Origin of the sequence: Pseudomonas sp. FP1762 (genome assembly GCF_030687105.1) — a bacterium.
Classification (GTDB): domain Bacteria; phylum Pseudomonadota; class Gammaproteobacteria; order Pseudomonadales; family Pseudomonadaceae; genus Aquipseudomonas; species Aquipseudomonas siliginis.
Window position 1 is genome coordinate 1,624,709 of the sequence record NZ_CP117458.1, and the last position, 25,644, is coordinate 1,650,352.

21 protein-coding genes are annotated in these 25,644 nt (G+C 60.6%); 13 read left to right on the forward strand and 8 right to left on the reverse strand.

Going from position 1 to position 25,644, the window contains the following annotated elements:
* Positions 1–70 precede the first annotated feature (70 nt).
* The gene (locus PSH90_RS07125; protein ID WP_016771121.1) at positions 71–262 is read left to right on the forward strand and encodes a DUF1289 domain-containing protein; all 192 of its coding nucleotides are present in this window, start codon (positions 71–73) and stop codon (positions 260–262) included.
* A 142-nt stretch (positions 263–404) separates the two neighbouring features.
* Entirely contained in the window at positions 405–1,625 is a 1,221-nt protein-coding gene (gene rluB, locus PSH90_RS07130) for a 23S rRNA pseudouridine(2605) synthase RluB (RefSeq protein ID WP_305382434.1), read from the forward strand.
* A 196-nt stretch (positions 1,626–1,821) separates the two neighbouring features.
* On the opposite strand, the gene PSH90_RS07135 is transcribed toward rluB, so the two are convergent.
* Both PSH90_RS07135 and PSH90_RS07140 read right to left on the reverse strand, forming a co-directional pair.
* Positions 1,822–2,787: a hypothetical protein gene (locus PSH90_RS07135; RefSeq protein ID WP_024012077.1), complete on the reverse strand. Its 966-nt coding sequence runs from the start codon at positions 2,785–2,787 to the stop codon at positions 1,822–1,824.
* 71 nt (positions 2,788–2,858) lie between these two features.
* A complete protein-coding gene (locus PSH90_RS07140; RefSeq protein WP_003222780.1) occupies positions 2,859–2,996 on the reverse strand; it encodes a hypothetical protein in 138 nt (45 codons plus the stop codon).
* Positions 2,997–3,887: 891 nt separating this feature from the next.
* Between PSH90_RS07140 and PSH90_RS07145 the strand changes: the two genes are divergently transcribed.
* The gene (locus PSH90_RS07145) at positions 3,888–5,300 is read left to right on the forward strand and encodes an amino acid permease (protein WP_150742448.1); all 1,413 of its coding nucleotides are present in this window, start codon (positions 3,888–3,890) and stop codon (positions 5,298–5,300) included.
* Between the two features lie 224 nt (positions 5,301–5,524).
* On the forward strand, positions 5,525–5,938 hold the full coding sequence (arfB, locus tag PSH90_RS07150) for an alternative ribosome rescue aminoacyl-tRNA hydrolase ArfB (protein ID WP_016771119.1): 414 nt from the start codon (positions 5,525–5,527) through the stop codon (positions 5,936–5,938).
* Here arfB and PSH90_RS07155 read toward each other — a convergent pair.
* From PSH90_RS07155 to phhA, 6 genes are all read right to left on the reverse strand, one after another.
* Positions 5,935–7,122, reverse strand: a complete 1,188-nt coding sequence (locus tag PSH90_RS07155; RefSeq protein ID WP_095180869.1) for an MFS transporter — start codon at positions 7,120–7,122, stop codon at positions 5,935–5,937. The genes arfB and PSH90_RS07155 overlap by 4 nt on opposite strands.
* 112 nt (positions 7,123–7,234) lie before the next feature.
* A complete protein-coding gene (locus tag PSH90_RS07160) occupies positions 7,235–7,417 on the reverse strand; it encodes a hypothetical protein (protein WP_039761215.1) in 183 nt (60 codons plus the stop codon).
* Positions 7,418–7,487: 70 nt separating this feature from the next.
* The gene (locus PSH90_RS07165) at positions 7,488–7,619 is read right to left on the reverse strand and encodes a hypothetical protein (protein ID WP_016771117.1); all 132 of its coding nucleotides are present in this window, start codon (positions 7,617–7,619) and stop codon (positions 7,488–7,490) included.
* 347 nt (positions 7,620–7,966) lie between these two features.
* Positions 7,967–9,160: an amino acid aminotransferase gene (locus PSH90_RS07170; protein WP_252868994.1), complete on the reverse strand. Its 1,194-nt coding sequence runs from the start codon at positions 9,158–9,160 to the stop codon at positions 7,967–7,969.
* Positions 9,160–9,516 carry a 4a-hydroxytetrahydrobiopterin dehydratase gene (locus PSH90_RS07175; RefSeq protein WP_003222798.1) on the reverse strand — a complete coding sequence of 119 codons (357 nt, stop codon included), beginning with the start codon at positions 9,514–9,516 and terminating at the stop codon, positions 9,160–9,162. Before PSH90_RS07175 ends, PSH90_RS07170 begins: the two co-directional genes overlap by 1 nt.
* Positions 9,517–9,631: 115 nt before the next feature.
* A complete protein-coding gene (gene phhA, locus PSH90_RS07180; protein ID WP_041478990.1) occupies positions 9,632–10,423 on the reverse strand; it encodes a phenylalanine 4-monooxygenase in 792 nt (263 codons plus the stop codon).
* Positions 10,424–10,816: 393 nt separating this feature from the next.
* On the opposite strand from phhA, the gene PSH90_RS07185 reads away from it, so the two are divergent.
* The 9 genes from PSH90_RS07185 (at position 10,817) to PSH90_RS07225 (ending at position 24,832) form a co-directional block, all read left to right on the forward strand.
* Positions 10,817–12,379, forward strand: coding sequence for a sigma-54-dependent phenylalanine hydroxylase transcriptional regulator PhhR (locus tag PSH90_RS07185; protein WP_016771113.1), 1,563 nt, complete (start codon positions 10,817–10,819; stop codon positions 12,377–12,379).
* Between the two features lie 343 nt (positions 12,380–12,722).
* The gene (locus tag PSH90_RS07190; RefSeq protein WP_016771112.1) at positions 12,723–13,463 is read left to right on the forward strand and encodes a flagellar basal body rod protein FlgF; all 741 of its coding nucleotides are present in this window, start codon (positions 12,723–12,725) and stop codon (positions 13,461–13,463) included.
* Positions 13,464–13,508: 45 nt separating this feature from the next.
* Positions 13,509–14,294, forward strand: a complete 786-nt coding sequence (gene flgG / locus PSH90_RS07195) for a flagellar basal-body rod protein FlgG (protein WP_016771111.1) — start codon at positions 13,509–13,511, stop codon at positions 14,292–14,294.
* A 51-nt stretch (positions 14,295–14,345) separates the two neighbouring features.
* Positions 14,346–15,041, forward strand: a complete 696-nt coding sequence (gene flgH, locus PSH90_RS07200) for a flagellar basal body L-ring protein FlgH (protein ID WP_016771110.1) — start codon at positions 14,346–14,348, stop codon at positions 15,039–15,041.
* A 27-nt stretch (positions 15,042–15,068) separates the two neighbouring features.
* Positions 15,069–16,157 (forward strand): flagellar basal body P-ring protein FlgI, encoded by a 1,089-nt coding sequence (locus tag PSH90_RS07205; protein WP_024012083.1) that lies wholly within the window; start codon positions 15,069–15,071, stop codon positions 16,155–16,157.
* An 11-nt stretch (positions 16,158–16,168) separates the two neighbouring features.
* A complete protein-coding gene (gene flgJ, locus PSH90_RS07210; protein ID WP_305382435.1) occupies positions 16,169–17,476 on the forward strand; it encodes a flagellar assembly peptidoglycan hydrolase FlgJ in 1,308 nt (435 codons plus the stop codon).
* Between the two features lie 25 nt (positions 17,477–17,501).
* Positions 17,502–19,547, forward strand: a complete 2,046-nt coding sequence (flgK, locus tag PSH90_RS07215) for a flagellar hook-associated protein FlgK (RefSeq protein WP_151550677.1) — start codon at positions 17,502–17,504, stop codon at positions 19,545–19,547.
* A gap of 13 nt (positions 19,548–19,560) precedes the next feature.
* Complete coding sequence (locus PSH90_RS07220) at positions 19,561–21,129, forward strand: flagellar hook-associated protein 3 (RefSeq protein WP_150636629.1); 1,569 nt, start codon at positions 19,561–19,563, stop codon at positions 21,127–21,129.
* 109 nt (positions 21,130–21,238) lie between these two features.
* Complete coding sequence (locus tag PSH90_RS07225; protein ID WP_305382436.1) at positions 21,239–24,832, forward strand: glycosyltransferase; 3,594 nt, start codon at positions 21,239–21,241, stop codon at positions 24,830–24,832.
* Positions 24,833–25,644: the final 812 nt, after the last annotated feature.

Here is a 25,644-nt window from a genome sequence, read left to right on the forward strand (position 1 = left end):
TGTTGACTGACACTCCGCTATCGCGGGCAAGCCCGCTCCCACAGGGTTTGATGTGTTTCTGGAGAGGATGATGAGCTCAACCAAAGACCCCTGTATCAGCCTCTGCAAATTCTCCGACGACATCTGCCTGGGTTGCGGTCGCAGCAAGCGCGAGATCAAGGCCTGGAAGAAGCTCGACAAGGACGACAAACGCACGGTGCTGGCCGAAGCCGCGCTGCGCCTGATCAAACTCGGTGGTGCCGGTCGGCGGAAAAAGAAATAACCGGCAATCGATCAGCTAGTCTCTGATGCGCGATGGCGCACATCCGCGTATGATTCGCGACCCTTCGCCGATCCCTTCGGCCTGGACCCAGTTTTCAATACTTCAGGCGCCGCCTGAACAGACCACACCGGGAGGTGCCCAGATGAGTGACATCAGTCAGAAAGACGACCAGGAAATCGGCCCAGCAGGCGAAAAGCTGCAGAAGGTCCTCGCCCGTATCGGCGTCGGCTCGCGCCGTGACGTGGAATCCTGGATCAGCCAGGGCCGGATCAAGGTCAATGGCAAAGACGCCACCCTCGGCCTGCGCGTCGACATGCACGACGCCATCACCATCGATGGCAAAGTGATCAAACGCGAAGAGGCCGCCGAATCGGTGCGCCGCGTGATCATGTACAACAAGCCCGACGGCGAAATCTGCACCCGTGACGACCCGGAAGGCCGTCCGACCGTGTTCGACAAGCTGCCGCGTCCGAAAGAAGGCCGCTGGATCAACATCGGCCGTCTCGACATCAACACCACCGGTCTGCTGATGTTCACTACTGACGGTGAGCTGGCCAACCGTCTGATGCACCCGTCCTACGAGATGGACCGCGAGTACGCCGTGCGTGTACGCGGTGAAGTCGACGACGAGATGATCGAACGCCTGAAGGCCGGCGTGGTGCTGGAAGACGGCCCGGCGCGTTTCACCGACATTCAACAGGCGCCGGGCGGTGAAGGCTTCAACCATTGGTACCACTGCGTGGTCATGGAAGGGCGCAACCGTGAAGTGCGTCGTCTGTGGGAATCGCAGGGTCTGGTGGTCAGCCGTCTGAAGCGCGTGCGTTTCGGTCCGGTGTTCCTCAACTCCGACCTGCCGATGGGCCGCTGGCGCGAAATGAGCCAGTACGAAGTCGACGTCCTCAGCGCCGAAGTCGGCCTGACGCCGGTGGCAATGCCGCAGCTGAACGCCAAGAGCAAGGACAAGCTCGAACGCATGCAGCGCAAATCGTCGCGGCCGATGGCCAAGACCGAGCGCGTACGTACCCTGCGTCCAGCCGCCGGCGCACCGACCGGTCCACGCCCGGGCCGCGAGCCGCAAATCGAAGGCGAGCGTCCAGGTCGCAAGCCAGTTGCCCGTGACGGCGAGCGCGCACCGCGTCCGGCCAGCGGTCGCACTGAGCGTGGCGAAGGTCGTGCACCGGCCGGTCGCGGTACGCCAGTGGCGGATCGTCCAGCCGACACCACCAACAAGCGCCCGGCCAAACCGGCGCCAAAGCGTCCGGGGATCAAACTGGTCGACGGCGACAAGCCCTCGGGCAAGCGTCGCGGCGCACCGGCTGGTTCCGGTCAGCGCCCGGGTTTCGGTCGCAAGAAACCGGAATAAGGCAGCTGTGAGTTACTAGCTGCAAGCTACAAGCTGAAGCAAAAACGCCAACCTCAGGGTTGGCGTTTTTTTTCGTCTGGCGAAACTCATGTAGCGTCTGATTGGGCCTCTTCGCGAGCAGGCTCGCTCCCACATTGGAGTTGCGTCGAACATAAATCCCTGTGGGAGCGAGCCTGCTCGCGAAGGCGTCAGTCGCCTAAAACACAAACCGCCCGTCAAACACCGGCTTGTCATCCAGCGCCAACACCCCGCCAGAAAAAATCAGGTCCAGGTGATGACTGCCCTTGGCGCCACCGCCTAATCCAAGATGCAACCCACAATGCCGCTCCTCAAACCCGGCATTGCGCGCATATAGATCCTTCACGCCTTCGTTTGTGCCAATCCCCAACTCCTCAATCCGCCGGTTCGACGGGTTGGCATCCAGGTACTTGTTGAAATCATGTTCCAGCCCCGGCACGTCGGTGGCGATGCGGCTGATGGTCGAGTTCTCGATCCACAGCTCCAGCGGTGATTCCAGCACGCCGTACTTGCGCGCGAACGGGATGGTGCTGAGGAAGGTGCCCTTGAACTTCACGTGGCCATTGATGGCTTCGCTGTGGGTGGCGATTTCGCCGGGGGCGAGGTCGAAGTTGCCGACGCCATTGATGTCGGTCCACTTCTTGATGCTGCTCATCGGCGTTTCGAACCATGAGCCGTGGTCATCCTTGAAACTCAGCGTGGTCGCCTGGGACATGCGCTGGATCAAGTGACTGTTGAGTCCGGCGATGCGTTGCGGGGTGATGCTGAAGGTGTCGTAGAAATAGTCGCCGTAATCCTTGAACAGCAGCGACTTCTTCCAGTTTTCCGCCATCACCGCTTGCAGTGCGCGGACGAATTCCGGGCCGTCGGGGCGTGGGTTGGGCAGGGTGGAAGAGTCGTAGAAGAAAATGTACAGATCGCTGTCGGCAATTGCCTCGGACAGCGCTGCGGTGCTTTCCAGGTCCAGACGCCGGGCACTGAACTGAAAGCGCGGATGCTCGCCGGCCTGTTCGGCAATGGCGCCGGTCAGGGCTTCGTAATCGGCGGTGTGGCCAAGCATGACCTTCGCCGAGTCGAGGCCGGCGAGGGCAGGGTGATGTTCGAGGTAGTAAAGGAAATGCGAGATGGCGCGGGGCTTGTCCATGAATCCTCCCTGACTGACCGGGGAATGAAGCGGCAGGCACGACCGGCCGGACCGTGCCTGCCCGGGATGTCTTACAGAGGCCACATCGCCGTGCCGAACGGAACCACCGCGTCGGCTTGCATCATTTCCACAGCGGCCTCATGGGTTGGCGCTTCAAACCATTCGTCCAGTTGCAGTTCGGTATCCAAGTCTTTTTCCAGTGCTTGCATGGTCGATCTCCTAGAGAATTTCACGGTTTATGACTGACCGGTCGAGGTGGCCGGTGAGACGTGAAAAACCTAGTTGAGGCTTTTTGCGAATGCAAAATTTTATCCATTTAATTTTTAAATAGACTTTTTGTTCTGTTTTTCAGGATCGATTTTCTTTTTTGAAAACAAAAAATTAGGCAGGCGAAATTGATAGCAAGCTAGCTACCGTCAATATGCAGACATCCTTCGGAAATTTCTGATTCGGAAAATATTCGTTACACGTTGTAAACAAAACGTGACGAATAGACCCCGCCGGAGCGGTGATTTCCCGCCTCCGCATCGGTTGTAAGGAAAAGCTTCCGTAAGCCGGGAGAACAGCTGCCGCGCAAGGCTCTGGCGCGCTTGTTTCCAGCTTTCAGGCAGGGTGTTATGCGCCCCATGCCTGTCGTGCAGGCGAATAACAAGAAGGAGGCGCAATGTACGCCGCGACTGATTTCCACTTCTCCCCGTGGGACGGTTTTTTCCTCGTCCCAGTCGATGGCCTGCAAAGGCCTGACTCATATTTTGCAGCCGCTCGGCACTGTCGAGGCGGACACGCGCAATCCCGGCAACCGACACGCTGATCAGGCGGGTCTGGCAGCAGGGGGTTAGCGGTGTACAATGCGCCGCGTTTTAACTGTGACCCTCTGCGTAATCGCAAAAATCTCGAGGCTATCCGCCTTGTTCACTCCGCCGCGCCACAAGCGTGCCGGGTTCGATTTCGTCACAGATAAAAACAAACAGGTGACGCATGACCGTTGTAAATGAGCTGAACTCCTGGTGCCTGCGCTGGGGTTTGATCGGGGCTGCCTGAAATCGCAACCTTGCAGCAACGTCTACTGAACATCATCAAACCTTGCGTGAGACCTTTTCATGAGTGGACAACCCTCGCAATCAGGCGAGCTTAAACGCGGCCTGAAAAATCGCCATATTCAACTGATCGCCCTCGGTGGCGCGATCGGTACCGGATTGTTCCTCGGTTCTGCCGGGGTACTGAAATCCGCCGGCCCGTCGATGATCCTCGGCTACGCCATTTGCGGCTTCATCGCCTTCATGATCATGCGCCAGCTCGGCGAAATGATCGTCGAAGAGCCGGTGGCCGGTTCCTTCAGCCACTTCGCGCACAAATACTGGGGCGGTTTCGCCGGTTTCCTCTCGGGCTGGAACTGCTGGATTCTGTACATTCTGGTGGGCATGTCCGAGCTGACAGCGGTCGGCAAGTACATCCATTACTGGGCGCCCGACATCCCGACCTGGGTCTCCGCTGCTGCATTCTTCGTGCTGATCAACGCGATCAACCTGGCCAACGTCAAAGTCTTCGGTGAGGCCGAATTCTGGTTTGCGATCATCAAGGTCGTGGCCATCGTCGGCATGATCGCCCTGGGCAGCTACTTGCTGGTCAGCGGCCACGGCGGCCCGCAAGCCTCGGTGAGCAACCTGTGGTCCCACGGCGGTTTCTTCCCCAATGGGGTGAGTGGTCTGGTGATGGCCATGGCGATCATCATGTTCTCCTTCGGCGGTCTGGAAATGCTCGGTTTCACCGCCGCTGAAGCCGACAAGCCGAAAACCGTGATTCCGAAAGCGATCAACCAGGTGATCTACCGCATCCTGATTTTTTACATCGGCGCGCTGGTGATCCTGCTGTCGCTGACTCCTTGGGACAGCCTGCTGGAAACGCTCAACGCCTCGGGCGATTCCTACAGCGGCAGCCCGTTCGTACAAGTGTTCTCGATGCTCGGCAGCAACACCGCCGCGCACATCCTCAACTTCGTCGTGCTGACCGCCGCGCTGTCGGTGTACAACAGCGGCACCTACTGCAACAGCCGTATGCTGCTGGGGATGGCCGAGCAGGGTGACGCGCCGAAAGCTCTGGCGAAGATCGACAAGCGCGGCGTGCCGGTGCGTTCGATTCTGGCTTCGGCGGCAGTGACGCTGGTTGCCGTGTTGCTCAACTACCTGATCCCGCAGCACGCGCTGGAACTGCTGATGTCGCTGGTGGTTGCGACGCTGGTGATCAACTGGGCGATGATCAGCTACTCGCACTTCAAATTCCGCCAGCACATGAACCAGACCAGACAGACGCCGCTGTTCAAGGCGCTGTGGTATCCGTACGGCAACTTCGTCTGCCTGGCGTTCGTGGTGTTCATCCTCGGCGTGATGCTGCTGATCCCGGGGATTCAGATCTCGGTATACGCGATTCCGGTGTGGGTGGTGTTCATGTGGGTCTGCTACCTGATCAAGAACAAGCGCAGTGTGCAGCCGGTGGTGGCTACGACCGCGAAATAACCTCGCAGGCAGAAACGACAAACCCGGCCAGAGTGCCGGGTTTGTTGTTTTGAAATGGAAAAATCTGACATCACACCGAACCCTGTGGGAGCGAGCCTGCTCGCGAAAGTGGTCCATCAGAAACATCTGCATCGACTGACACACCGCCTTCGCGAGCATGCTCGCTCCCACAGAGGTTGAGTGAATCGGGTTATCCTGCACGCTCTGATTACGGACGCTTTTCCATGCTGGTGATTTCCAACAACGTGCATCTGCCGGATGCCGAGATCGAATTGACCGCCATCCGCGCGCAGGGCGCCGGTGGGCAGAACGTCAACAAGGTCTCCAGCGCCATGCACTTGCGCTTCGACATTCCCAACTCGTCATTGCCGGAGTTCTACAAGGAACGCCTGCTGGCGCTGCGTGACAGCCGTATCACCAGCGACGGCGTGCTGATCATCAAGGCGCAGCAATATCGCACCCAGGAAGCCAACCGCGCCGATGCGCTGGAGCGGCTGGTCGAGCTGATTCTCAGCGCCACCAAAGTGGAAAAGAAACGCCGCCCGACCAAGCCGACCCTCGGCTCGAAGAAGCGTCGGCTGGAGTCGAAAACCAAGCGCGGCAGTATCAAGGCCGGGCGCGGCAAAGTGGATTTTTAAGCCTCGCGGTATTTTGCCGTGTGCCTATACAGATAGACACTCAAGCCAAGTCCGCTCAACGCAGCGAAGGCTGCGAACAGGAAGATCGAAGCAAAACCGAATCCTGCTGCGATCGCCCCGGCCAGCGGCCCGGTGATCCCCAGCGACAAATCAATGAACAGTGAATAGGCACCGACCGCCGCGCCACGGCTCGAGGCCGGCACCAGATTCACTGCTTCCACGCCCAGCGCCGGGAACACCAGCGAGAAGCCGAAACCGCTCAGCGCCGCGCCCGCCAGTGCCCAATGCGCATCCGGCGCGATCCACAGCAACAACAAACCCAACGTTTCCACCGACAGGCAGGCAATCGCCACGCGGAAGCCGCCGAGGCGGTTGATCAGGTTGCCGAACAGCAGCCGCGCGCCGATGAAGCTGGCGCCGAACAGGCTCAGGCACAGCACCGCGTTGTCCCAGTGCTGGGTCGCGTAGTACAGGGTGATGAAAGTGGCGATGGTGCCGAAGCCGATCGAACCCAGCGCGAGCCCGCAGCCGTGGGGGAAGACTTTGCCCAGCACATGCATGAACGGCAGGCGTTCACCGGCGACGATCGGCGCGGCGGTCTTCGGCCATGCCAGCGCCAGACCGAGCAAAGCGAGGAGGATGATGCTCACGCCCATGCTCCACAGCCCCAACCTGCTTACCAGCCACACACCGAACGGCGCGCCGATCGCCAGGGCGCCATAACTGGCGATGCCGTTCCAGGAAATCACTTTCGCCGTATTCGCCGCGCCGACCCGGCCGATGCCCCAGCCAATCGAACCGGAACCGACCAGGCTTTCCGCGCTGCCCAGCACCAGACGGCCAATTAAGAGGCTGATCAGACTGAGCAGCGGCAGGTTCGGCGTCCACGCGGAAATCAGCATGAACACACCGCTCAAGCCGCAACCAGCGAGGCCAATCATCACTGCGCGTTTGCTGCCCTGGTTGTCGATGATCTTGCCGGCATACGGGCGGCTGAGCAGGGTGGCGAGGTATTGCACGCTGATCACCAGCCCGGCGATCACGGCGCCGAAACCAAGGTCACTGTGGACATAGCCCGGCAACACGGCGAGCGGGATGCCGATGTTCAGGTAACCGATAAAGGTGAAGAGGACGATGGAGACTACTTGCAGCGTAACCGCCAGCGGACGCTGGGGCTCGGATATAGACGACATGGGTAACGATCCACGGGAGCAGCAGATTAGATAGGCTGCTCATGATACCGGCGTGAACCGTTCAGGGGCGGGGAAAAGTAAAACTATTTGCCGGGCGGCGCTTTCACGATTTCGCCGGGGCGACCAGTTGCGTGGTGACGAGGGCGGCGAGGGCGTTTTCTTCGCTGCCGAAACGTTCGAGCAGGGCAGCTTGCTTCTCGGGCGAGAGGCGATTCCAGATCTCGATCATCTTCTCGGTGGCGCCGATCAGCACGGCAGCTTGGCTTTCGGAGAATTCGTCGGTCATGGCGGGCTCGGGTTTCAGGCAGTGTGGAAAGCGCATGTTAGCGCTTTCCACACGGTCTGTACGGCGGGTCTTACTCTTCGCTGTCGGCTTTGCGGCTGTCAGCGGCTTCCTGCGGCTCGGGCTTTTCAGCGCCGGCGTGTTGCGGGGTCGTCTGCTCAGGTACGTGCAGGCTTGGGAAGGGGAGATTGGGAATCTCGTGCATGGGTGCGCTCCTCGCTAAGTCTGTTGATAGATCAGGTGCTCCGCGCTTTACAAAGCCTGCGCAGGATACAGCAGGAAAAATGACAATCAGACTTTTAATTCAAATTAATGCGACAGATGGCCGCAGGGAGGGGAGGCGACCACAAAAACCAAATGTGGGAGTGGGCTTTCGTGGCGAGGGGATTTATCCCCGATGGGCTGCGAAGCGGCCCCAGACCCTGCATTTGATCGTTCCCACGCTCCGCGTGGGAATGCAGCCGGGGACGCTCTGCGTCCCAAAGCGGACGCAGAGCGTCCGAAGAGGCATTCCCACGCAGAGCGTGGGAACGATCAGTCGGGCGGGGGGGATTATTTACAGGCGTCGGCGATGGCGTCGGCGAGCGATGCGAGGCGGGTGGCGTCGATGCCGGCGACGTTCGCGCGGCCGGAGCTGACCATGTACACGCTGTGCCGCTCGCGCAGGGTTTTCACCTGTTCCGGCGACAGGCCGGTGTAGGAGAACATCCCGCGTTGCACACCGATGTGTGCGAAACGCTCGCGCAAACCGTGGGGTTCCAGCGCTTCGACCAGACCGCTGCGCAGCTGGGCGATCCGCAGACGCATCGCTTCCACTTCATCGGCCCAGCGCGCTTTCAGCTCTGGATCGGCGAGGATGGTCGCGACCACCGCCGCGCCGTGATCCGGCGGCGTCGACCACAGATTGCGGGCGATGTTGGCCAGTTGGCTGCGGATGTCGATGAGCTTGTCGGCGCTGGTCGCGCAGACGATCAGTGCCCCGGTGCGGTCGCGATACAGGCCGAAGTTCTTCGAGCAGGAACTGGTGATCAGCAGCTCCGGCACTTGCGCCGCGAACAACCGGGTCGACCACGCGTCCTGCTCCAGGCCATCGCCAAAACCCTGATAAGCAAAGTCGATCAGCGGCAGCAGATCGCGGCTGCGCACCACTTCAAGCACGCGCTTCCAGTCGTCATGGCTCAGGTCGAAACCGGTCGGGTTGTGGCAGCACGCATGCAGCAGCACCACGTCGCCCTTCGGCACTTCCTTGAGCACGGCGAGCATCGCTTCGACGTCGAGGCGATTGTCACTGCCCACATAAGGGTAGTGACTGACCTTGACCTTGGCGGCGGCGAAAATGGTTTCGTGAATCGGCCAGGTCGGGTTGCTCAACCACACGCCTTTGCCCGGCAGGCATTGCGCGATGAAGTCGGCAGCCAGACGCAGGGCGCCGGTGCCGCCCGGGGTCTGGGTGGCGCCGGCGCGTTGTTCGGTGATCAGTTGTGAGTCGGCACCGAGCACCAGCTCATTGATGACCTTGCCGAACAGCGGGTTGCCGTGGCCACCGATGTAGGTTTTGGTGTCCTGACTTTCGACCAGTCGCGCTTCGGCGATTTTCACCGCTTCGGGAATCGGCGTCAGGCCCTGGGCATCCTTGTAGACGCCAACGCCAAGGTCGAACTTGCGCGGATTGGCATCCTGCGCATAGGCCTCCATCAAACCGAGAATCGGGTCGCCGGGAACCCGGCCGATGGCGTCGAAGTGCATCACTTGCGTCCTTCTGCGGTCTTCGCTACTTCGTCAGTGCGCGCAGCCATGATGAAGTCGTTGCGGTGCAGGCCTTTGATCGAATGGCTCCACCAGGTCACGGTGACTTTGCCCCACTCGGTCAGCAGGCCCGGGTGGTGACCTTCGGCCTCGGAGATTTCGCCGACGGCGTTGGTGAACGCCAGCGCGTGCTTGAAGTTCTTGAACAGGAAAACTTTTTCCAGCTGCATGATGCTGTCACGCACTTCGATGTTCCAGTCAGGGATCTGCTTGATCAGGATCGGCAGTTCTTCGTCGCTGACTTGTGGCGCATCGGCGCGGCAGGCTTCGCAGTGGGCTTGGTTCAAAGTCGACATGGTGGATTCCTGAAAACGAGTGTGTTTTTTATTAAAGCGCGTGTGCCGCCAATGCCGTCACGCTAAAGCAAAGTGGCGGCCACGGACAGACGCAATTGTCAGCAAAAGTCGCGGTTCAGGCGGCTTTGGGTTTCGGCGGAAATTTCGGCGCGTGCAAGCCCAGCTGCATGCCCTGACGGACCATGGCCATGATGTCTTCATGGGCCACGTCGAACAGGCGCTTGAGATTGGGCAGGACGAAGTACAGCGGTTGCAGAATGTCGATGCGATACGGCGTGCGCATGGCTTCCAGCGGATCGAAGAGCTGATGCTCAGGCTCGTCCGACAGGCAGTAAACGGTTTCTTTCGGCGAAGACAGAATCCCGCCGCCGTAGATGCGCTTGCCGTGCGGGGTGTCGACCAGGCCGAATTCGATGGTCATCCAGTACAACCGGGCCAGATACACGCGCTCTTCCTTGGTCGCCTGCAGGCCGAGCTTGCCATAGGTGTGAGTGAACTCAGCGAAGTAGGGGTTGGTCAGTAGCGGGCAGTGGCCGAAGATCTCGTGAAAGATGTCCGGCTCTTGCAGATAGTCGAGTTCTTCGCGGGTACGTATGAAGGTGGCGACGGGGAATTGCTTGCTGGCAAGCAACTCGAAAAACGTCTGGAAAGGAATCAGCGCCGGCACCCGGGCAACCTGCCAGCCGGTGGTCTCGCCGAGGACTTTGTTGATCTCGGCCAGTTGCGGGATGCGGTCGTGGGGCAGACCGAGTTTTTCGATACCGTCCAGATATTCCTGGCACGCGCGACCTTCAATCACCTTCAACTGGCGAGTGATCAGCGTGTTCCACACCGCATGTTCTTCGGCGGGGTAGTCGATAAAACCTTGCGCATCGGGCTCGCGAGCCACGTATTGCGTCTGCTTCATGCTGCTCTCCTGCTAGGAAATTCGTTTTTGTTATGTCCAGCGATGGCTAAAGGAATACCCGAGAGTGACAGGGCGTGCAGCATGTTGACCGGTGTGTGCGTAGGAAAATTCTGCGTATTTCGTAAAGTTATCGTTACGCTTTGTCGGGTAATGCGCATTTACGGTGATTGGCGGGTTTGAAAAGGGTCGGGGCTGTCACATAATCTTGACAACTATCTGCGTGCCTCGACAGAAACATCTGCCCCGGGCGCGCCAGAGAACCCTGTGGGAGCGAGCCTGCTCGCGAAAGCGGTCTGTCTGACACATCGATACTGGATGTGCTGGCGCCTTCGCGAGCAGGCTCGCTCCCACAAGGACATGTGTTTATCTTTCAAACCTGTCGGACCTTTTTCTATGCGCATCAAAGTCCACTGCCAGAATCGCATCGGCATCTTGCGTGACATCCTCAATCTGCTGGTGGCGTACGGGATCAACGTCGCACGCGGCGAGGTGGGTGGTGAGCATGGCAATGCGATCTACCTGCACTGCCCGAACCTGATCAACATCCAGTTCCAGGCGTTGCGCCCCAAGTTCGAGGCGATCGGCGGGGTGTTCGGGGTCAAACGCGTCGGGCTGATGCCCAGCGAGCGCCGGCACATGGAACTGAATGCGTTGCTCGGCGCGCTGGAATTTCCGGTGCTGTCGATCGACATGGGCGGTTCGATCGTTGCGGCCAATCGCGCGGCGGCGCAGTTGCTCGGGGTGCGCGTCGATGAGGTGCCGGGGATTCCGCTGTCGCGCTACGCCGAGGATTTCGATTTGCCGGAATTGGTGCGCGCCAACAAATCGCGGATCAACGGCATGCGGGTCAAGGTCAAGGGCGACATCTTTCTCGCCGACATCGCGCCGCTGCAATCGGAACACGACGACAGCGAGGCCATGGCCGGCGCCGTACTGACCCTGCACCGCGCCGATCGGGTCGGCGAGCGAATCTACAATGTGCGCAAGCAAGAGCTGCGCGGGTTCGACAGCATCTTTCAAAGTTCGAAAGTCATGGCCGCCGTGGTCCGCGAAGCGCGGCGCATGGCGCCGCTGGATGCGCCGCTATTAATAGAAGGCGAAACCGGTACCGGCAAGGAATTGCTGGCGCGCGCCTGCCACCTCGCCAGCCCGCGCGGACAGTCACCGTTGATGGCGCTCAACTGCGCCGGACTGCCGGAGTCGATGGCCGAGACCGAGTTGTTCGGCTACGGCCCCGGCGCCTTCGAAGGTGCGCGGGCCGAAGGCAAGCTTGGCCTGCTCGAATTGACCGCTGGCGGCACGCTGTTTCTCGATGGCGTCGGCGAGATGAGTCCGCGTTTGCAGGTCAAATTGCTGCGCTTTCTTCAGGACGGTTGCTTCCGTCGCGTCGGCAGTGATGAAGAGGTGTATCTGGACGTGCGGGTGATCTGCGCGACGCAGGTGGACTTGTCCGAATTGTGCGCGCGCGGCGAGTTTCGCCAGGATCTCTATCACCGCTTGAACGTGCTGTCGCTGCACATCCCGCCGCTGCGCGAGTGCCTCGACGGCCTGACGCCGCTGGTTGAACACTTTCTCGACCAGGCCAGTCGGCAGATCGGCTGTCCGCTGCCGAAACTGGCCCCGGCGGCGATGGATCGCCTCAGCCATTACCACTGGCCGGGCAATGTGCGGCAACTGGAGAACGTGCTGTTCCAGGCGGTTTCCCTGTGCGACGGCGGCACGGTCAAGGCCGAACATATTCGCCTGCCGGATTACGGCGTGCGTCAGCCGCTTGGCGATTTTTCCCTCGACGGCAGTCTGGACGAGATCGTCGGGCGCTTCGAGAAAGCGGTGCTGGAACGGCTGTATTCCGAGCATCCAAGCAGTCGGCAGTTGGGCAAGCGACTCGGTGTGTCGCACACGACGATTGCCAACAAGTTGCGTGAGTATGAGGTTGGCAAAACCTCCGAAAGCTAAATAGAGCCTTTGTGGCGAGGGGATTTATCCCCGATGGGCTGCGCAGCGGCCCCGCTTTTCCTTCACTGCGACCTCATTTGCAGGCTTGGCGACTGCTGCGCAGCCGAACGGGGATAAATCCCCTCGCCACAGGATCGCCATCCCCGCCGAACTCAGGATTGCCACTAACCGGCATGACACCGCCGGTTTTTCGTCTTCGACCCATTTCAGATTCCCCCTCCGATCCCCCCAAGTCCCCTGTTTACCGGGCCTTCGCCCGCCAATAAAAAGTTGGTCTGCAAATTGCTTATGGCTGAGCAGTACAGCGGTGGGCGGCAAACGTCCGGCATGCAGAGGAAACACTGTGGACAAGTACCTTTATGTGGCAATGACCGGCGCCAGCCAGAACGCACTGGCGCAGCGGGCGCATGCCAACAACCTGGCGAACATTTCCACCAACGGCTTCCAGCGCGACCTCGAGCAGGCGCGTTCGATGCCGGTATTCGGTGACAGCTTTCCGGCGCGCGCGTTTGCCATGAGCGAACGTCCTGCCACCGACTTCACGCCGGGCTCGCTGGTGCAGACCGGTCGTGAACTCGACGTCGCGGTATCCGGCAACGGTTTCATCGCCGTGCAAAACCCCAGCGGTGGTGAAAGCTACGTGCGTACCGGCAGCCTCAACATCGATGCCCTCGGAGTACTGCGCGCCGGCAACGGCATGCCGGTGATCGGTAATGGCGGCCCGATCGCCGTGCCGCCCGAGCAGCAGGTCGAAGTCGGTGAAGACGGCACCATCAGCATTCGCGCAATGGGCGAAGGTCCGCGCGTCATGGCCGAAGTCGACCGGATCAAGCTGGTCAACCCGGACATCAAGAACATGAACAAAGGCCTCGACGGTTCGATTTACACCAAGGACGGCCAGCCGGCGCAAGCCGACGCCAACGTCAAACTGGTCTCGGGTTTCCTTGAGTCGAGCAACGTCAATGCCGTGGAAGAAATGACTTCGGTGCTGGCCCTGGCCAAGCAGTTCGAGTTGCACGTCAAGATGATGAACACCGCCAAAGACGACGACCAGGCCATGGCTCGGGTCTTGCAGATCAGCTAATTATCAGAACGTCGCGCCGTAAAACAGGCGCACGAGGAGAATCGAATGCTTCCGGCTCTATGGGTTGCCAAAACCGGTCTGTCCGCCCAGGACACCAACCTGACCACCATTTCCAACAACCTGGCGAACGTTTCGACCACGGGTTTCAAACGTGACCGTGCCGAGTTCCAGGACTTGCTCTATCAGATCAAGCGTCAGCCAGGCGCCCAGTCGACCCAGGACAGCGAACTGCCGTCGGGTCTGCAAGTGGGTACCGGTGTGCGCATTGTCGGTACCCAGAAAAACTTCACCGCCGGCAGCCTGCAAACCACCGAGCAGCCGCTGGACATGGCCATCGACGGTCGCGGTTTCTTCCAGATCCTGCAGCCGGACGGCACCACGTCCTACACCCGTGACGGTACTTTCCACCTCGACTCCAATGGCCAGATCGTCAACGCCAGCGGTTTCGCGCTGGAACCGGCGATCATCATCCCGAACGATGCGCAGACCTTCACTGTTGGCCGTGACGGCACCGTGTCGATCACCATCGCCGGCAACCCGGCCTCGCAAGTGATCGGCAACCTGCAGACCGCCGACTTCATCAACCCGGCCGGTCTGCAAGCAGTGGGCAACAACCTGTTCCTGGAAACCGCTGCTTCCGGCGCGCCGCAGATCGGCACTCCGGGCCTGAACGGTTTCGGTACCACGCTGCAGAACACCCTGGAAACCTCGAACGTCAGCACCGTTGAAGAGATGGTCAACATGATCACCACTCAACGCGCCTACGAGATGAACTCCAAGGTGATCTCCACCGCCGACCAGATGCTCTCGTTCGTAACGCAGAATCTGTAATCCAGTCTTTGGGGCGGCCTGAGGTCGCCAGCAACACCGTGAGGTAGGGTCATGAAGCGCTTTGTATCTGTTCTGGCATTGAGTGGGGTCGTCTCGCTCGCGGGCTGCGTCGCCCCGACGCCCAAGCCCAATGACCCTTACTACGCCCCGGTGTTGCCGCGCACACCGTTGCCGGCGGCTGCCAACAACGGCTCGATCTATCAGGCCGGCTTCGAGCAGAACCTGTACAGCGACCGCAAGGCGTTCCGGGTCGGTGACATCATCACCATCACCCTGAACGAGCGCACCCAGGCGAGCAAGAACGCCAACTCGCAGATGGACAAGAACAGCGATAACTCGATCGGTCTGACCTCGTTGTTCGGCTCCAGCCTGACCACCAACAACCCGATTGGTGGCGGTGACCTGAGCCTCAACGCCGGCTACAGCGCCGACCGTTCGACCAAGGGCGACGCCAAGTCCGGGCAGAGCAACAGCCTGACCGGTTCGATCACCGTGACCGTGGCCGACGTGCTGCCCAACGGCATCATCGCCGTGCGTGGCGAGAAGTGGCTGACGCTCAACACCGGTGACGAACTGGTGCGCATCGCCGGTATGGTCCGCGCTGATGACATCGCGACCGACAACACCGTGTCGTCGACCCGTGTCGCCGATGCGCGCATCACCTACTCGGGTACCGGCGCGTTTGCCGATACGAGTCAGCCAGGCTGGTTCGACCGTTTCTTCCTCAGCCCGCTGTTCCCTTTCTAGGTGGCTACGTTGAATCTGAAAAGCCTTATGGTGGCCGCGTTGTTGATGTCTGCGGCGTTCACCGCACACGCCGAGCGGCTGAAAGACATCGCCAGCATTTCCGGCGTGCGCTCCAACCAGTTGATCGGTTACGGCCTGGTGGTCGGGCTTAACGGCACCGGTGACCAGACGACGCAGACTCCGTTCACCCTGCAGACCTTCAACAACATGCTCTCGCAGTTCGGCATCAAGGTACCGCCGGGATCGGGCAACGTGCAGTTGAAGAACGTCGCGGCGGTGTCGGTGAGTGCCGATCTGCCAGCGTTTGCCAAGCCAGGTCAGCAGGTCGACATCACCGTGTCCTCGATCGGTAACTCCAAGAGCCTGCGCGGCGGCACCTTGCTGTTGACGCCGCTCAAGGGTATCGACGGCAACGTCTATGCGATCGCTCAGGGCAACCTCGTGGTTGGCGGTTTCGACGCTGAAGGCCGCGATGGTTCGAAGATCACCGTCAACGTTCCGTCGGCCGGTCGCATCCCTGGCGGTGCCTCGGTGGAACGTGCGGTGCCGAGCGGTTTCAACCAGGGCAACAGCCTGACGCTGAACCTCAACCGTTCCGACTTCACCACCGCCAAGCGCATCGTCGACAAGGTCAACGACATGCTCGGCCCTGGCGTCGCCCAAGCCATCGACGGCGGATCGGTGCGCGTCACTGCGCCACTGGATCCGAGCCAGCGCGTCGACTACCTGTCGATTCTGGAAAACCTCGAAATCGATCCGGGTCAGGCGGTGGCGAAAGTCATCATCAACTCGCGCACCGGCACCATCGTCATCGGCCAGAACGTGAAAGTGTCGCCAGCCGCCGTTACCCACGGCAGCCTGACCGTGACCATCACCGAAGACCCGATCGTCAGCCAGCCTGGCCCGCTATCCAACGGCCAGACCGCCGTCGTACCGCGCTCGCGAGTGAATGCCGAACAGGAAGCCAAACCGATGTTCAAGTTCGGCCCGGGCACCACCCTCGACGAGATCGTCCGTGCGGTGAACCAGGTCGGCGCAGCACCGGGTGACCTGATGGCGATTCTCGAAGCTCTGAAGCAGGCCGGCGCATTGCAAGCCGACCTGATCGTGATCTGAGGCCAGCCACCATGGATATGCGCAAAAGCGGTCTGGTCAGCAGCAGCGATTCGGGGTCCTACTCCGACCTCAATCGTCTGAACCAGCTCAAGGTCGGCGACAAGAACAGCGACGAAAACATGCGCAAGGTTGCGCAGGAATTCGAGTCGCTGTTCCTCGGCGAAATGCTCAAGTCGATGCGCTCGGCCACCGAAGCGCTTGGTCAGGACAACCCGCTGAACACGCCGGCGGCCAAGCAGTATCAGGAAATGTACGACCAGCAGCTGGCGGTTTCGATGTCCCGCGAGGGCGGTGGTATCGGCCTGGCCGACGTGCTGATCCGCCAGATGTCCAAGAACAAGCCGATGGCGCCGGGCGAGGCTGCCGCCGCGTCCGCCGCCAAGCAGCAGGAAGCGCTGGCCAAGGCCGCCGCCGTGCCGACGCCGATTGCCGCTGGCACCGTCGCCACCGGTCCGCTGTCCCGCGTCAACGGCGAGCGTCCGTTGTGGGCATCGCGCTCGGTGCATGCTCCGAACAACACCGATACTTCCCATCGCAACGACATGGCGCTGATCAACCAGCGGCGTCTGGCATTGCCGCCGAAACTGGCCGATCGCTTGCTCGCCGGTCTGGTGCCGTCGGCGCCGAGCGTGGCCACTGCAGCAGCAGCGACCAACGCCTTGCCACAACGGGCTGCGACCACCGCCGTCACAGGCTCAGGCGCCTTGTACAACGGTGACTGGCTGGCCCGTGCTGAAGAGCAGAAAGCCGCTGGCGGGCAGATGCAGGTCTACGGCCGCGCCATGGCGCAGATTCCGCTGGCACCGGCGAAGAAAGCCTTCAGTTCTGCCGACGAATTCGTCAATACCATGCTGCCGATGGCCAAGGAAGCCGCCGACCGCATCGGCGTCGATCCGCGTTATCTGGTGGCGCAAGCGGCACTGGAAACCGGTTGGGGCAAATCGGTCATGCGCGCTCAGGATGGCAGCAGCAGCCACAACCTGTTCGGCATCAAGGCGAGCAGTAACTGGAAGGGCGATTCGGCCCGCGCGATCACCAGCGAGTTCCGCAATGGCGCGATGGCCAAGGAGACGGCCGAGTTCCGTTCCTACGCCTCGTACAAGGACAGCTTCCACGATCTGGTGACGTTGCTGCAGAGCAACAATCGCTATCAAGAAGTGCTGAAGTCGGCCGATAACCCAGAACAGTTTGTACGCGAGTTGCAGAAGGCCGGTTACGCCACCGACCCGAACTACGCGACGAAGATTTCGCAAATTGCCAAGCAGATGAACAGTTTTGAAAACTACGCTGCGGCGGGTGTCTCCACCACGCCTTTATAAGGCACCAGGTAATAAGGTCTGAACCATGAGTTTGCTCAATATCGGGATGTCGGGACTGTCGGCCAGCCAGTCCTCTCTGGCTACGACAGGCAACAACATTGCCAACGTCGACACCGCCGGTTATTCACGTCAGCAAACCGTGCAGGGCACCAAGTCCTCGCAGCAGTACGGCAGCGTTTTCATCGGTACGGGCACGACCCTGGCCGACGTGCGCCGGGTGTACAACTCGTACCTGGAATCGCAGCTGCACACCGCGACGTCGCTGGACAGCGAATCGGCTGCCTTCCTCAAGCAGGCGACGCCGCTGGACGCGATGCTGTCGGACACCAACACTGGCCTGACCGGTGTACTGCAGAAATTCTTCACCTCGATGCAGGGCGTATCGACGTCGGCCACCGATGACACTTCGCGTCAGTCGGTGCTGACCGGTGCACAGGCGCTGACCAGCCGTTTCAATACCCTGGCCAAGCAGCTCAACGATCAGAACACCACGATCAACGGCAGCCTCGGCGACATGACTGCCCAGGTGAACAAGCTCGCCACGGCGATTGCCAATCTCAATCAGAAGATCGGCGAAATCTCCACCAGTGGCGGGGCGCCGAACGACCTGCTCGACAGCCGTAACGAAGCCGTGCGTCAACTCTCCGAGCTGACCGGTGCGCAAGTCGTCGAGCGCGGCACCAGCTTCGACATTTATGTCGGCAGCGGCCAGCCGCTGGTCATCGGCAACACCACCAACAGCCTGAGCATGGTCGCGAGCAAGACCGACCCGTCGCGCATGTCGATCCAGATGGATCGCGGTTCGAGCACCATCGACATCACTTCGGTGATCAGCGGTGGCGAAATCGGCGGTCTGCTGACCTATCGCAAGGAAGTCCTCGACCCATCGCTCAACGAGCTCGGTCGCGTGGCCCTGGTGATTGCCGATCAGATCAACAGCCAGCAAGCCCAGGGCATCGACAAGAACGGTGACTTCGGCGCGGCGATTTTCAACAACATCAACAGTGCCGCCCTGATCAGTCAGCGCAGCATTGCGAAGGATGGCAACAGCGCCGGTTCGGGCAACCTCGATGTGACCATCAAGGACACCGGCAAGCTGACCACCAGCGATTATCAGGTGACCTTCACCAGCGCTACCGATTACACCGTCAAACGTTCCGACGGCACCGATCTGGGCGCATTCAGCACCACGACCAATCCGCCGCCAGTGATCGACGGTTTCACCCTGGCCTTGAATGGCGGCGCGCTGAGCGCGGGTGACTCGTTCAAAATCACGCCGACCCGCAACGCGGCGGCGAGCATTCAGACCGTGCTCAGTGATCCGAAGAAAATCGCTGCGGCAGGTCCGCTGACCGGCGTCGCCAGCGCCAACGGTCTGGGCACGTACACTCAGCCGACGCTCAGCGACAAGATCGACATCTACAACCCGACCGCCCAGGCTGACATGCAGGCGGCGCTGAAGAATTCAACGCCGGTCAAACTGGTATTCGGTGCAGCCAGCGGTGGCAGCCAGTCGTACAACCTGGTCGACGCCAAGGGCGCGACCATCGGCACCGGCACCATCGTGCCTGGCCAGTCGAACACGCTGAATTTGAAAGTCGGCATCGTCGATGCCAGCGGCAACCCGGTGATGGACACTACCGTCACGCCGAACGTGCAGAAGACCTTCACCGTGCAGACCACCGTGGGCGGCACGCCGAAAACCGGCGAGACCTTCACCATGAACCTGACCGGTGCGGCGTCTTCGGACAACCGCAACGCCCAGGCACTGGTCGCGTTGCAAACCAAACAGACCGTGGACACCGGTTCGGCGAGCAAGGGCATCAGCCTGACCGACGCCTACAACACCCTGGTGACCAACGTCGGTACCAAGACCGCCCAAGGCAAGTCCGACAGCGCCGCGACCACGGCGATTCTGGAGAACGCCAAGGGTGCCCGCGATTCGCTTTCCGGGGTCAACCTGGACGAAGAAACCGGCAACCTGGTCAAGTACCAGCAGTACTACACAGCGTCTTCGCAGATCATCAAAGCTGCGCAGGAAACTTTCGCCACGCTGATCAACAGCCTTTAAGGAGTCGTAATTCATGCGCATTTCCACCGCCCAGTATTACGGAACGCAAGCTTCGGATTATCAGCGTAACTTCAACAAGGCCGTTGCCACCGCGAGCGAGGCGAGCAGCCTGCAGCGCATCAACACCGCCGCCGATGATCCGATCGGTGCCGGGCGCTTGCTGCAGCTGGGCCAGCAGGCGGCGATGCTCGATCAGTACAAGACCAACGTCAACACCACTAAAAGCGCCTTGACCGTGCAGGAGTCCACTCTGGATTCGATCACCACGGCGTTGGCGCGAGCCAAAGAGCTGGCCTTGGCCGCGAACAACGGCACCATCACCGACAAGGACCGCCAGGCATACGCCTCGGAACTGGGTGAGATCCAACAGCAAGTGCTGGGCCTGATGAACGCCAAGGATGCCAACGGCAACTACCTGTTCTCCGGTTCGAAAACCGATACCGCGCCGTATTCCAAGAATTCTGACGGCACGTTCAGCTACAACGGCGACCAGACCACCATCGATCTGGGCATCGGCGACGGCATGACCGTGGGTACCAACACCACCGGTTGGGACGCGTTCCAGCAGACCATCAACACCGGCCGCACCAACACCAAAATGACTGCGCCAGCTGTGGATGACGGCCGTGTCGTGCTGTCCAACGGCACCGTCGGCACTGCCGCCACCTACGACGCCAAGTTCACCGCCGGGCAGCCGTATACCATCGATTTCGTCAGCAGCACCCAGCTGAAAATCACCGATGCCTTGGGTAACGATGTGACTGCCGAGGCCAGCCAGAATGGCCTGATCAGCAACAGCACCGGCGCCAACCAGACTGTCAGCTTCCGTGGTGTCGACCTCAAGCTGAACGTCAACCTGAAGGCTGGCGATACCAATCCGGACGCCGTTATCGCAGGGCACAGTTTTCAGCTGTCGGCCTCGCCGGACTCGTTCACCACCACGCGTAATCCGGGTAACCCGTCGACCAGCGTGATCACCGGTTCGACCATCACCGATCAGGCAGCCTACACCGCAGCGTTCCCGCAGGGCGGCGCAGTGCTCAAGTTCACCAGCGCCACCGATTTCGATCTGTATGCCGCGCCGGTGACGGCCGACAGCAAGCCGGTTTCCTCGGGCACGGTTGCCGGCGGTAACGCCACCGCTGCCGGTGTGACTTTCGCCCTGGGCAGCGCGCCGGCCGCTGGTGATCAGTTCTCGATCCAGCCGAACAATCATCAGACCCAGAACGTGCTCGACACCCTGGGCCAGATGATCACCGCGCTGAATACGCCAGTCGACGGTGACCCGGTTGCCAAGCAGAAATTGCAGGGCGCGATGGAGGCAGGCCTCGGCAACATCGATGCCGCTTCCAACCAGATCGGCACCGCAGTCACCACCATTGGTGCCCGCGGCCAGGCGCTGGACATGCAGACCATCACCAATGACAGCCTGACCACGGCGAACAGCACGACCCAGGGTTCGATTCGTGATTCCGATCCGGCTGAAGTCATGACCCGTCTGACCCTGCAACAGACCATGCTGCAAGCCGCGCAACTGGCGTTCAGCAAGATCAGTCAGTTGGGGCTGTTCAACAAGATCTGATGATTGGCGGGCGCGTGCGCGCCCGCCAACGTTGTCCCTCTGTTAATGATTTTTTGCGGTATCAAGGGCTCGTTTTTGCGAGCGGGCTCGTACCGCCTGTGAGCCCGCCGTGAATTCACTCCCCCTCGTCAGCATTGCCATCCCTGCGTTCAATCCGCGCTTTTTCGAGCGGGCATTGAACAGCGCCGTCAGCCAGACATACGCGCCTCTTGAGATCATTGTCTGCGACGACAGTCGTGGTCATGAGATCGAAGGGATTGTCAGCGCTGTGGCCGAGCGCTCGGGTGTTGCCGTGCGCTATGTGCGCAACCCGCGCACATTGGGCATGGTCGGCAATCTCAAGGCGTGCCTTGATCAGGCGCAGGGTGAATTCGTCAAGTTCATGTGTGACGACGATCATCTCTATGCCGCCTGCATCGAGCAGCAGGCGCACGAGATGTTGCGTGAGGAAGTCAGCCTGGTGCTGGCTCAGCGGTTATTCTGGGACGCCGACGACATCATTCTGCCGGCGCGCCTGGAAAACACTTCGTTGTCACCGGCCAGCGGTCTGTTCAAGGGTGACGACCTGCTGGGCATCTTCGAAAAATTTCCGGTCAATGTGCTGGGCGGTTTCTCCAGCGCCTTGTTTCGTCGTTCGGACCTCGTCGACTTGTTGCCGGCGCTGACTCAGGACGGCCACTGCTTTGTCGCCACCCTGGATTTCGCCTTGTACGTATGCCTGCTGCGGCGCGGCAATCTGGCGATGTCGAACACCGTGCTCAGTGCCGAGCGGCTGTATCCGGAGCGCTTGAGTGCTCAGCAGCCGATGAAAGACGCGGTCGAGGTCGAGCGCGAGTGGATTCTGCAAATGCTCAAGGCGCGCAGCGGCGAGTCGGCGCCAGCGCCGGGTTGGGTGCGCTATGTCCCGCTGACCAAGGCTGACGTAATGCCGCGCGTCTGGGAAGAGCTGCCCCTGAGCCGAACGCTGGGTACCAAGCAGAGTCGCCAGGAGTGGTGCGTCGGCATCGATAGCTGGAGCTTCGCCGAACTCTACGCGCACTGGCTGCAGTGCCGCAGTCTCACTGAAGGGCAGCGCAAGTTACTGCCGGAAACTCTGGCCGCCTGGCCACAACAGCCGCGAATAGTGCCGATCGTCATTGATGCCCAGGGCAGTCGCGATGGAGTCGAGCGCACGCTTGAGGCGCTTGCTCGGCAGGACTATGCCCCTGAACTGATTCTGGTGCTGTCCGCTTCCTGTAACGAGGCGACGCTGGATGGCCGCGTATTCCACATGCCACTGGAAGGTGACGGGCTGGGTCAGATCAACGCGTTGTTGCCCCAACTGGAGGGCGCCGACTGGTTTTACCTGTTGCAGGCCGGTGACCGGCTGATGGTGCCGGCCTTGCTGGTCATGGCTGACCGGATTGCGCACTCGCCGTCGCTCGGTTGCGTGTACAGCGATGAAGGCGGTCTGCGCGATGGTGAGTCCGTGGAACCCGCCTTCAAACCCGATTTCAACCTTGATCTGATGCGCAGCTACCCGTATGTCGGGCGCGCCTTGGCGTTCAAGCGCGAACGCTTTCTGGCGCTGGGTGGTTTTGACACGACGTTCACCGAACTGGCTCCTCACGACATGCTGTGGCGCATGGTCGAAAGCGACGGCACCCAAGTGATCGGGCATGTCGCCGAAGTTCTGCTGGAGTCGCCATTCGATCTGTCGCGGTGGTTGGCCGAGCCAGGCGTCATCGAACAGAACCCTCGTGTGCTCGAAGCGCATCTGCAACGCATTGGCGTTGCCCATGAAATCCGCCGTGGCAGTTGCCAATTGCTCAATCGTGTCGACTATCGGCACGCGCGCCGTCCGCTTGTGTCGATCATCATCGTCACCCGGGATCAGACCGCTGCCTTGCAGCGGTGTGTCGAGACCGTGCTGGAAAAAACTGCCTACGCCGAATACGAACTGCTGCTGGTCGACAACGGCAGCGAAACCGCTGAGGCCAGAGCATGGCTGGACGGCATCGCGCAATTGGGTGGCGACCGGATCCGCGTGCTGACGTACCCGCAGCCGGACAACATGGCTGCCCTGCACAATTTTGCCGTGACCAAGGCTCGTGGCGAATATGTGCTGCTGCTCAATACCTTTGCGGTGATTACCCACGCCGACTGGCTGGACGAACTGCTCAATCATGCGCAGCGCCCGGAAGTCGGCGTGGTCGGCGCCAAGTTGTTCAACCCGGATGGTTATGTGCTGCATGCCGGCATGATTCTGGGGATGCAGGGCGCGGTCGGGCTGCCATTTTATGGACAGTCGCTGCAGTCGGACGGTTATATGTTCCGGCTCCAGGCCGCCCACGATCTGAGTGCGGTCGGCGGTGATTGCCTGATGGTACGCAAGACGGTTTTCGAGGCGGTGGCAGGGCTTGATGAAGAGGATTTGAAGCAGGCGCTGAACGTGGTGGATCTGTGCCTGCGCATCGGCCAGGAAGGCTACCTGGTAGTGTGGACGCCTTATGCCTTGCTGGCTCAGGGCGTGCGCCCGACTGTCGAGTCGACAGCTGAGCAAGGCCAGCAACATGTGCACGAGCAGGAGATCTTCTACAAGCGCTGGCTGCCGCGCATTGCCCGCGATCCGGCCTTCAATGTCAACCTGTCCTTGCAGGGCGTCGGCGCGACGAGTTTCAGCCTTGAGCCGGGCCTGCGTACGGGGTGGACTGCTTTCTCCAGGCCGCAATTGCCCAACGTACTCGCTGTGCCGATCAATGCCTCAGCGATTGGCCATTACCGCATGAGTCAGCCGCTGATAGAGCTGGAAGCGGCGAACCGGGCCGAAGGGTGTATTCGTTACGGCTTGCCGTCGATCATTGAAATCGAGCGTCAGTCGCCGGATGTCATCGTCCTGCAAGGGCGCTATTCCCAGGGCGCGATCGATGAAATCCCGCCGCTGAAAAAGTTCTGCCATGCCCGGCGCATCTTCGAGCTGGATGACTATGTGATTGATGTTCCGCATCGCAATGCGCATATCCGCAACATGCCCAGCAAGCAGGAAATGGAACGGATGGTGCGCCAGGCGATCAGCCTGTGCGACCGCGTGGTGGTGTCGACTCAACCACTGGCCAATGCGCTGTCGGACATGCACCACGACATTCGCGTAGTCCCCAACATGCTCGCGCAAAACCTCTGGACCGGTTTGCGGGGGCAGCGCCGCACCTCGAAAAAACCTCGCGTGGGTTGGGGCGGAGGCACCAGCCACCATGGCGATCTGGCGGTGATTGCTGATGTCGTGCGTGAGCTGGCCAACGAAGTCGACTGGGTATTCTTTGGCATGTGCCCGGATGACCTGCGTCCGTACATGCACGAGTTCCACGGTGTGATTCCTCTGGACGTCTATCCGGCCAAGCTGGCCAGTCTGAACCTCGACCTGGCCCTGGCACCGCTGGAGTTTCACATTTTCAATGACTGCAAGAGCAATCTGCGTTTGCTGGAATACGGCGCCTGCGGTTACCCGGTCATCTGCACTGACACCGAAGCCTATCAGGGCTATCTGCCGTGCACGCGGGTGAAGACCAACAGCACTGATGAGTGGCTGCAGGCGATTCGCATGCATCTGGCCGACCCTGACGCCAGTTATCGCATGGGTGACGAGCTGCACGAGGTGGTCATGCGCGATTATGTGTTGCGTGGTGACAATCTGCGGTATTGGGAGAATGGCTGGCTGGCGGATTGATCGTTTATATAGGCGGCTTTTTGGGGTTGCCTTTTTTTTGGGGCCTTGGCGGCCTTGGCGGCCTTTGGGCCGACCAGGCTGTTGGGGGTTTTGGGTGTAGATCCGTTTCTGCGGGTGTTGCTGATTACGGTTCCGCCCTTACGGCGGGTCACCTTTTTCAAACGCCAAAAAGGTAACCCAAAAGGCTTGCTCCTACGTTCGGCCCTCGCAGGCTCGGGTTCCTTCGCTGCGGGACTGATCCGGGCGCAGCGGCTCCGGTTTGCTTCGCAGCACCTCCTTCCGCTGTGTTCGACTTCGTCGAACGGTCGCTACGCTCCCACGCCCGGATCAATCCCTCCACTCAGCCTTCCGACGTCGCCAGTGGATCAAGATCAAAAGCGGTACTCGAGCTTGCGCTCATTGTTGAGTGGGGCGGCTTCGCCGCGGGCAGCTGCGCTGCTTTGATTTGATTTGCTTTGCTTTGCTTTTGCACTTGCTTTTGCACTTGCTTTTGCACTTGCTTTTGCACTTGCTTTTGTGGGAGCGAGCCTGCTCGCGAAGGCGGCCTGACCGCCGACCCATTTCTTGCTGGACGCACGCGATCCAACTGTTGGAATTGGCGAAGGCTCGGGCTGCGATCGGACGATCTTTTGCTTTGGCTTTTGATCTCTTGCCCCTCCACGCCCTCAGCCCGTCCGTCATTCTGTTGCCACTTCCATCGAGCCTCTATCAGCTATCTCCCAAAACCCGGCTACGAGCTGGCGCGTTTCCTGCAAGTGCCCCGCAAATCGCCATAAAACGAGCGCTCGCGGTGTTTCCTCCTGCGCCCGTAG

Excerpts from the sequence above, each read along its gene's own strand:
- PSH90_RS07125 (WP_016771121.1), top strand. The coding sequence starts at position 71 with ATGAGCTCAACCAAAGACCCCTGTATCAGCCTCTGCAAATTCTCCGAC.
- rluB (WP_305382434.1), top strand. The coding sequence starts at position 405 with ATGAGTGACATCAGTCAGAAAGACGACCAGGAAATCGGCCCAGCAGGC.
- PSH90_RS07135 (WP_024012077.1), bottom strand. The coding sequence starts at position 2,787 with ATGGACAAGCCCCGCGCCATCTCGCATTTCCTTTACTACCTCGAACAT.
- PSH90_RS07140 (WP_003222780.1), bottom strand. The coding sequence starts at position 2,996 with ATGCAAGCACTGGAAAAAGACTTGGATACCGAACTGCAACTGGACGAA.
- PSH90_RS07145 (WP_150742448.1), top strand. The coding sequence starts at position 3,888 with ATGAGTGGACAACCCTCGCAATCAGGCGAGCTTAAACGCGGCCTGAAA.
- arfB (WP_016771119.1), top strand. The coding sequence starts at position 5,525 with ATGCTGGTGATTTCCAACAACGTGCATCTGCCGGATGCCGAGATCGAA.
- PSH90_RS07160 (WP_039761215.1), bottom strand. The coding sequence starts at position 7,417 with ATGACCGACGAATTCTCCGAAAGCCAAGCTGCCGTGCTGATCGGCGCC.
- PSH90_RS07165 (WP_016771117.1), bottom strand. The coding sequence starts at position 7,619 with ATGCACGAGATTCCCAATCTCCCCTTCCCAAGCCTGCACGTACCTGAG.
- PSH90_RS07170 (WP_252868994.1), bottom strand. The coding sequence starts at position 9,160 with ATGCACTTCGACGCCATCGGCCGGGTTCCCGGCGACCCGATTCTCGGT.
- PSH90_RS07175 (WP_003222798.1), bottom strand. The coding sequence starts at position 9,516 with ATGTCGACTTTGAACCAAGCCCACTGCGAAGCCTGCCGCGCCGATGCG.
- phhA (WP_041478990.1), bottom strand. The coding sequence starts at position 10,423 with ATGAAGCAGACGCAATACGTGGCTCGCGAGCCCGATGCGCAAGGTTTT.
- PSH90_RS07185 (WP_016771113.1), top strand. The coding sequence starts at position 10,817 with ATGCGCATCAAAGTCCACTGCCAGAATCGCATCGGCATCTTGCGTGAC.
- flgG (WP_016771111.1), top strand. The coding sequence starts at position 13,509 with ATGCTTCCGGCTCTATGGGTTGCCAAAACCGGTCTGTCCGCCCAGGAC.
- flgH (WP_016771110.1), top strand. The coding sequence starts at position 14,346 with ATGAAGCGCTTTGTATCTGTTCTGGCATTGAGTGGGGTCGTCTCGCTC.
- PSH90_RS07205 (WP_024012083.1), top strand. The coding sequence starts at position 15,069 with ATGGTGGCCGCGTTGTTGATGTCTGCGGCGTTCACCGCACACGCCGAG.
- flgJ (WP_305382435.1), top strand. The coding sequence starts at position 16,169 with ATGGATATGCGCAAAAGCGGTCTGGTCAGCAGCAGCGATTCGGGGTCC.
- flgK (WP_151550677.1), top strand. The coding sequence starts at position 17,502 with ATGAGTTTGCTCAATATCGGGATGTCGGGACTGTCGGCCAGCCAGTCC.
- PSH90_RS07220 (WP_150636629.1), top strand. The coding sequence starts at position 19,561 with ATGCGCATTTCCACCGCCCAGTATTACGGAACGCAAGCTTCGGATTAT.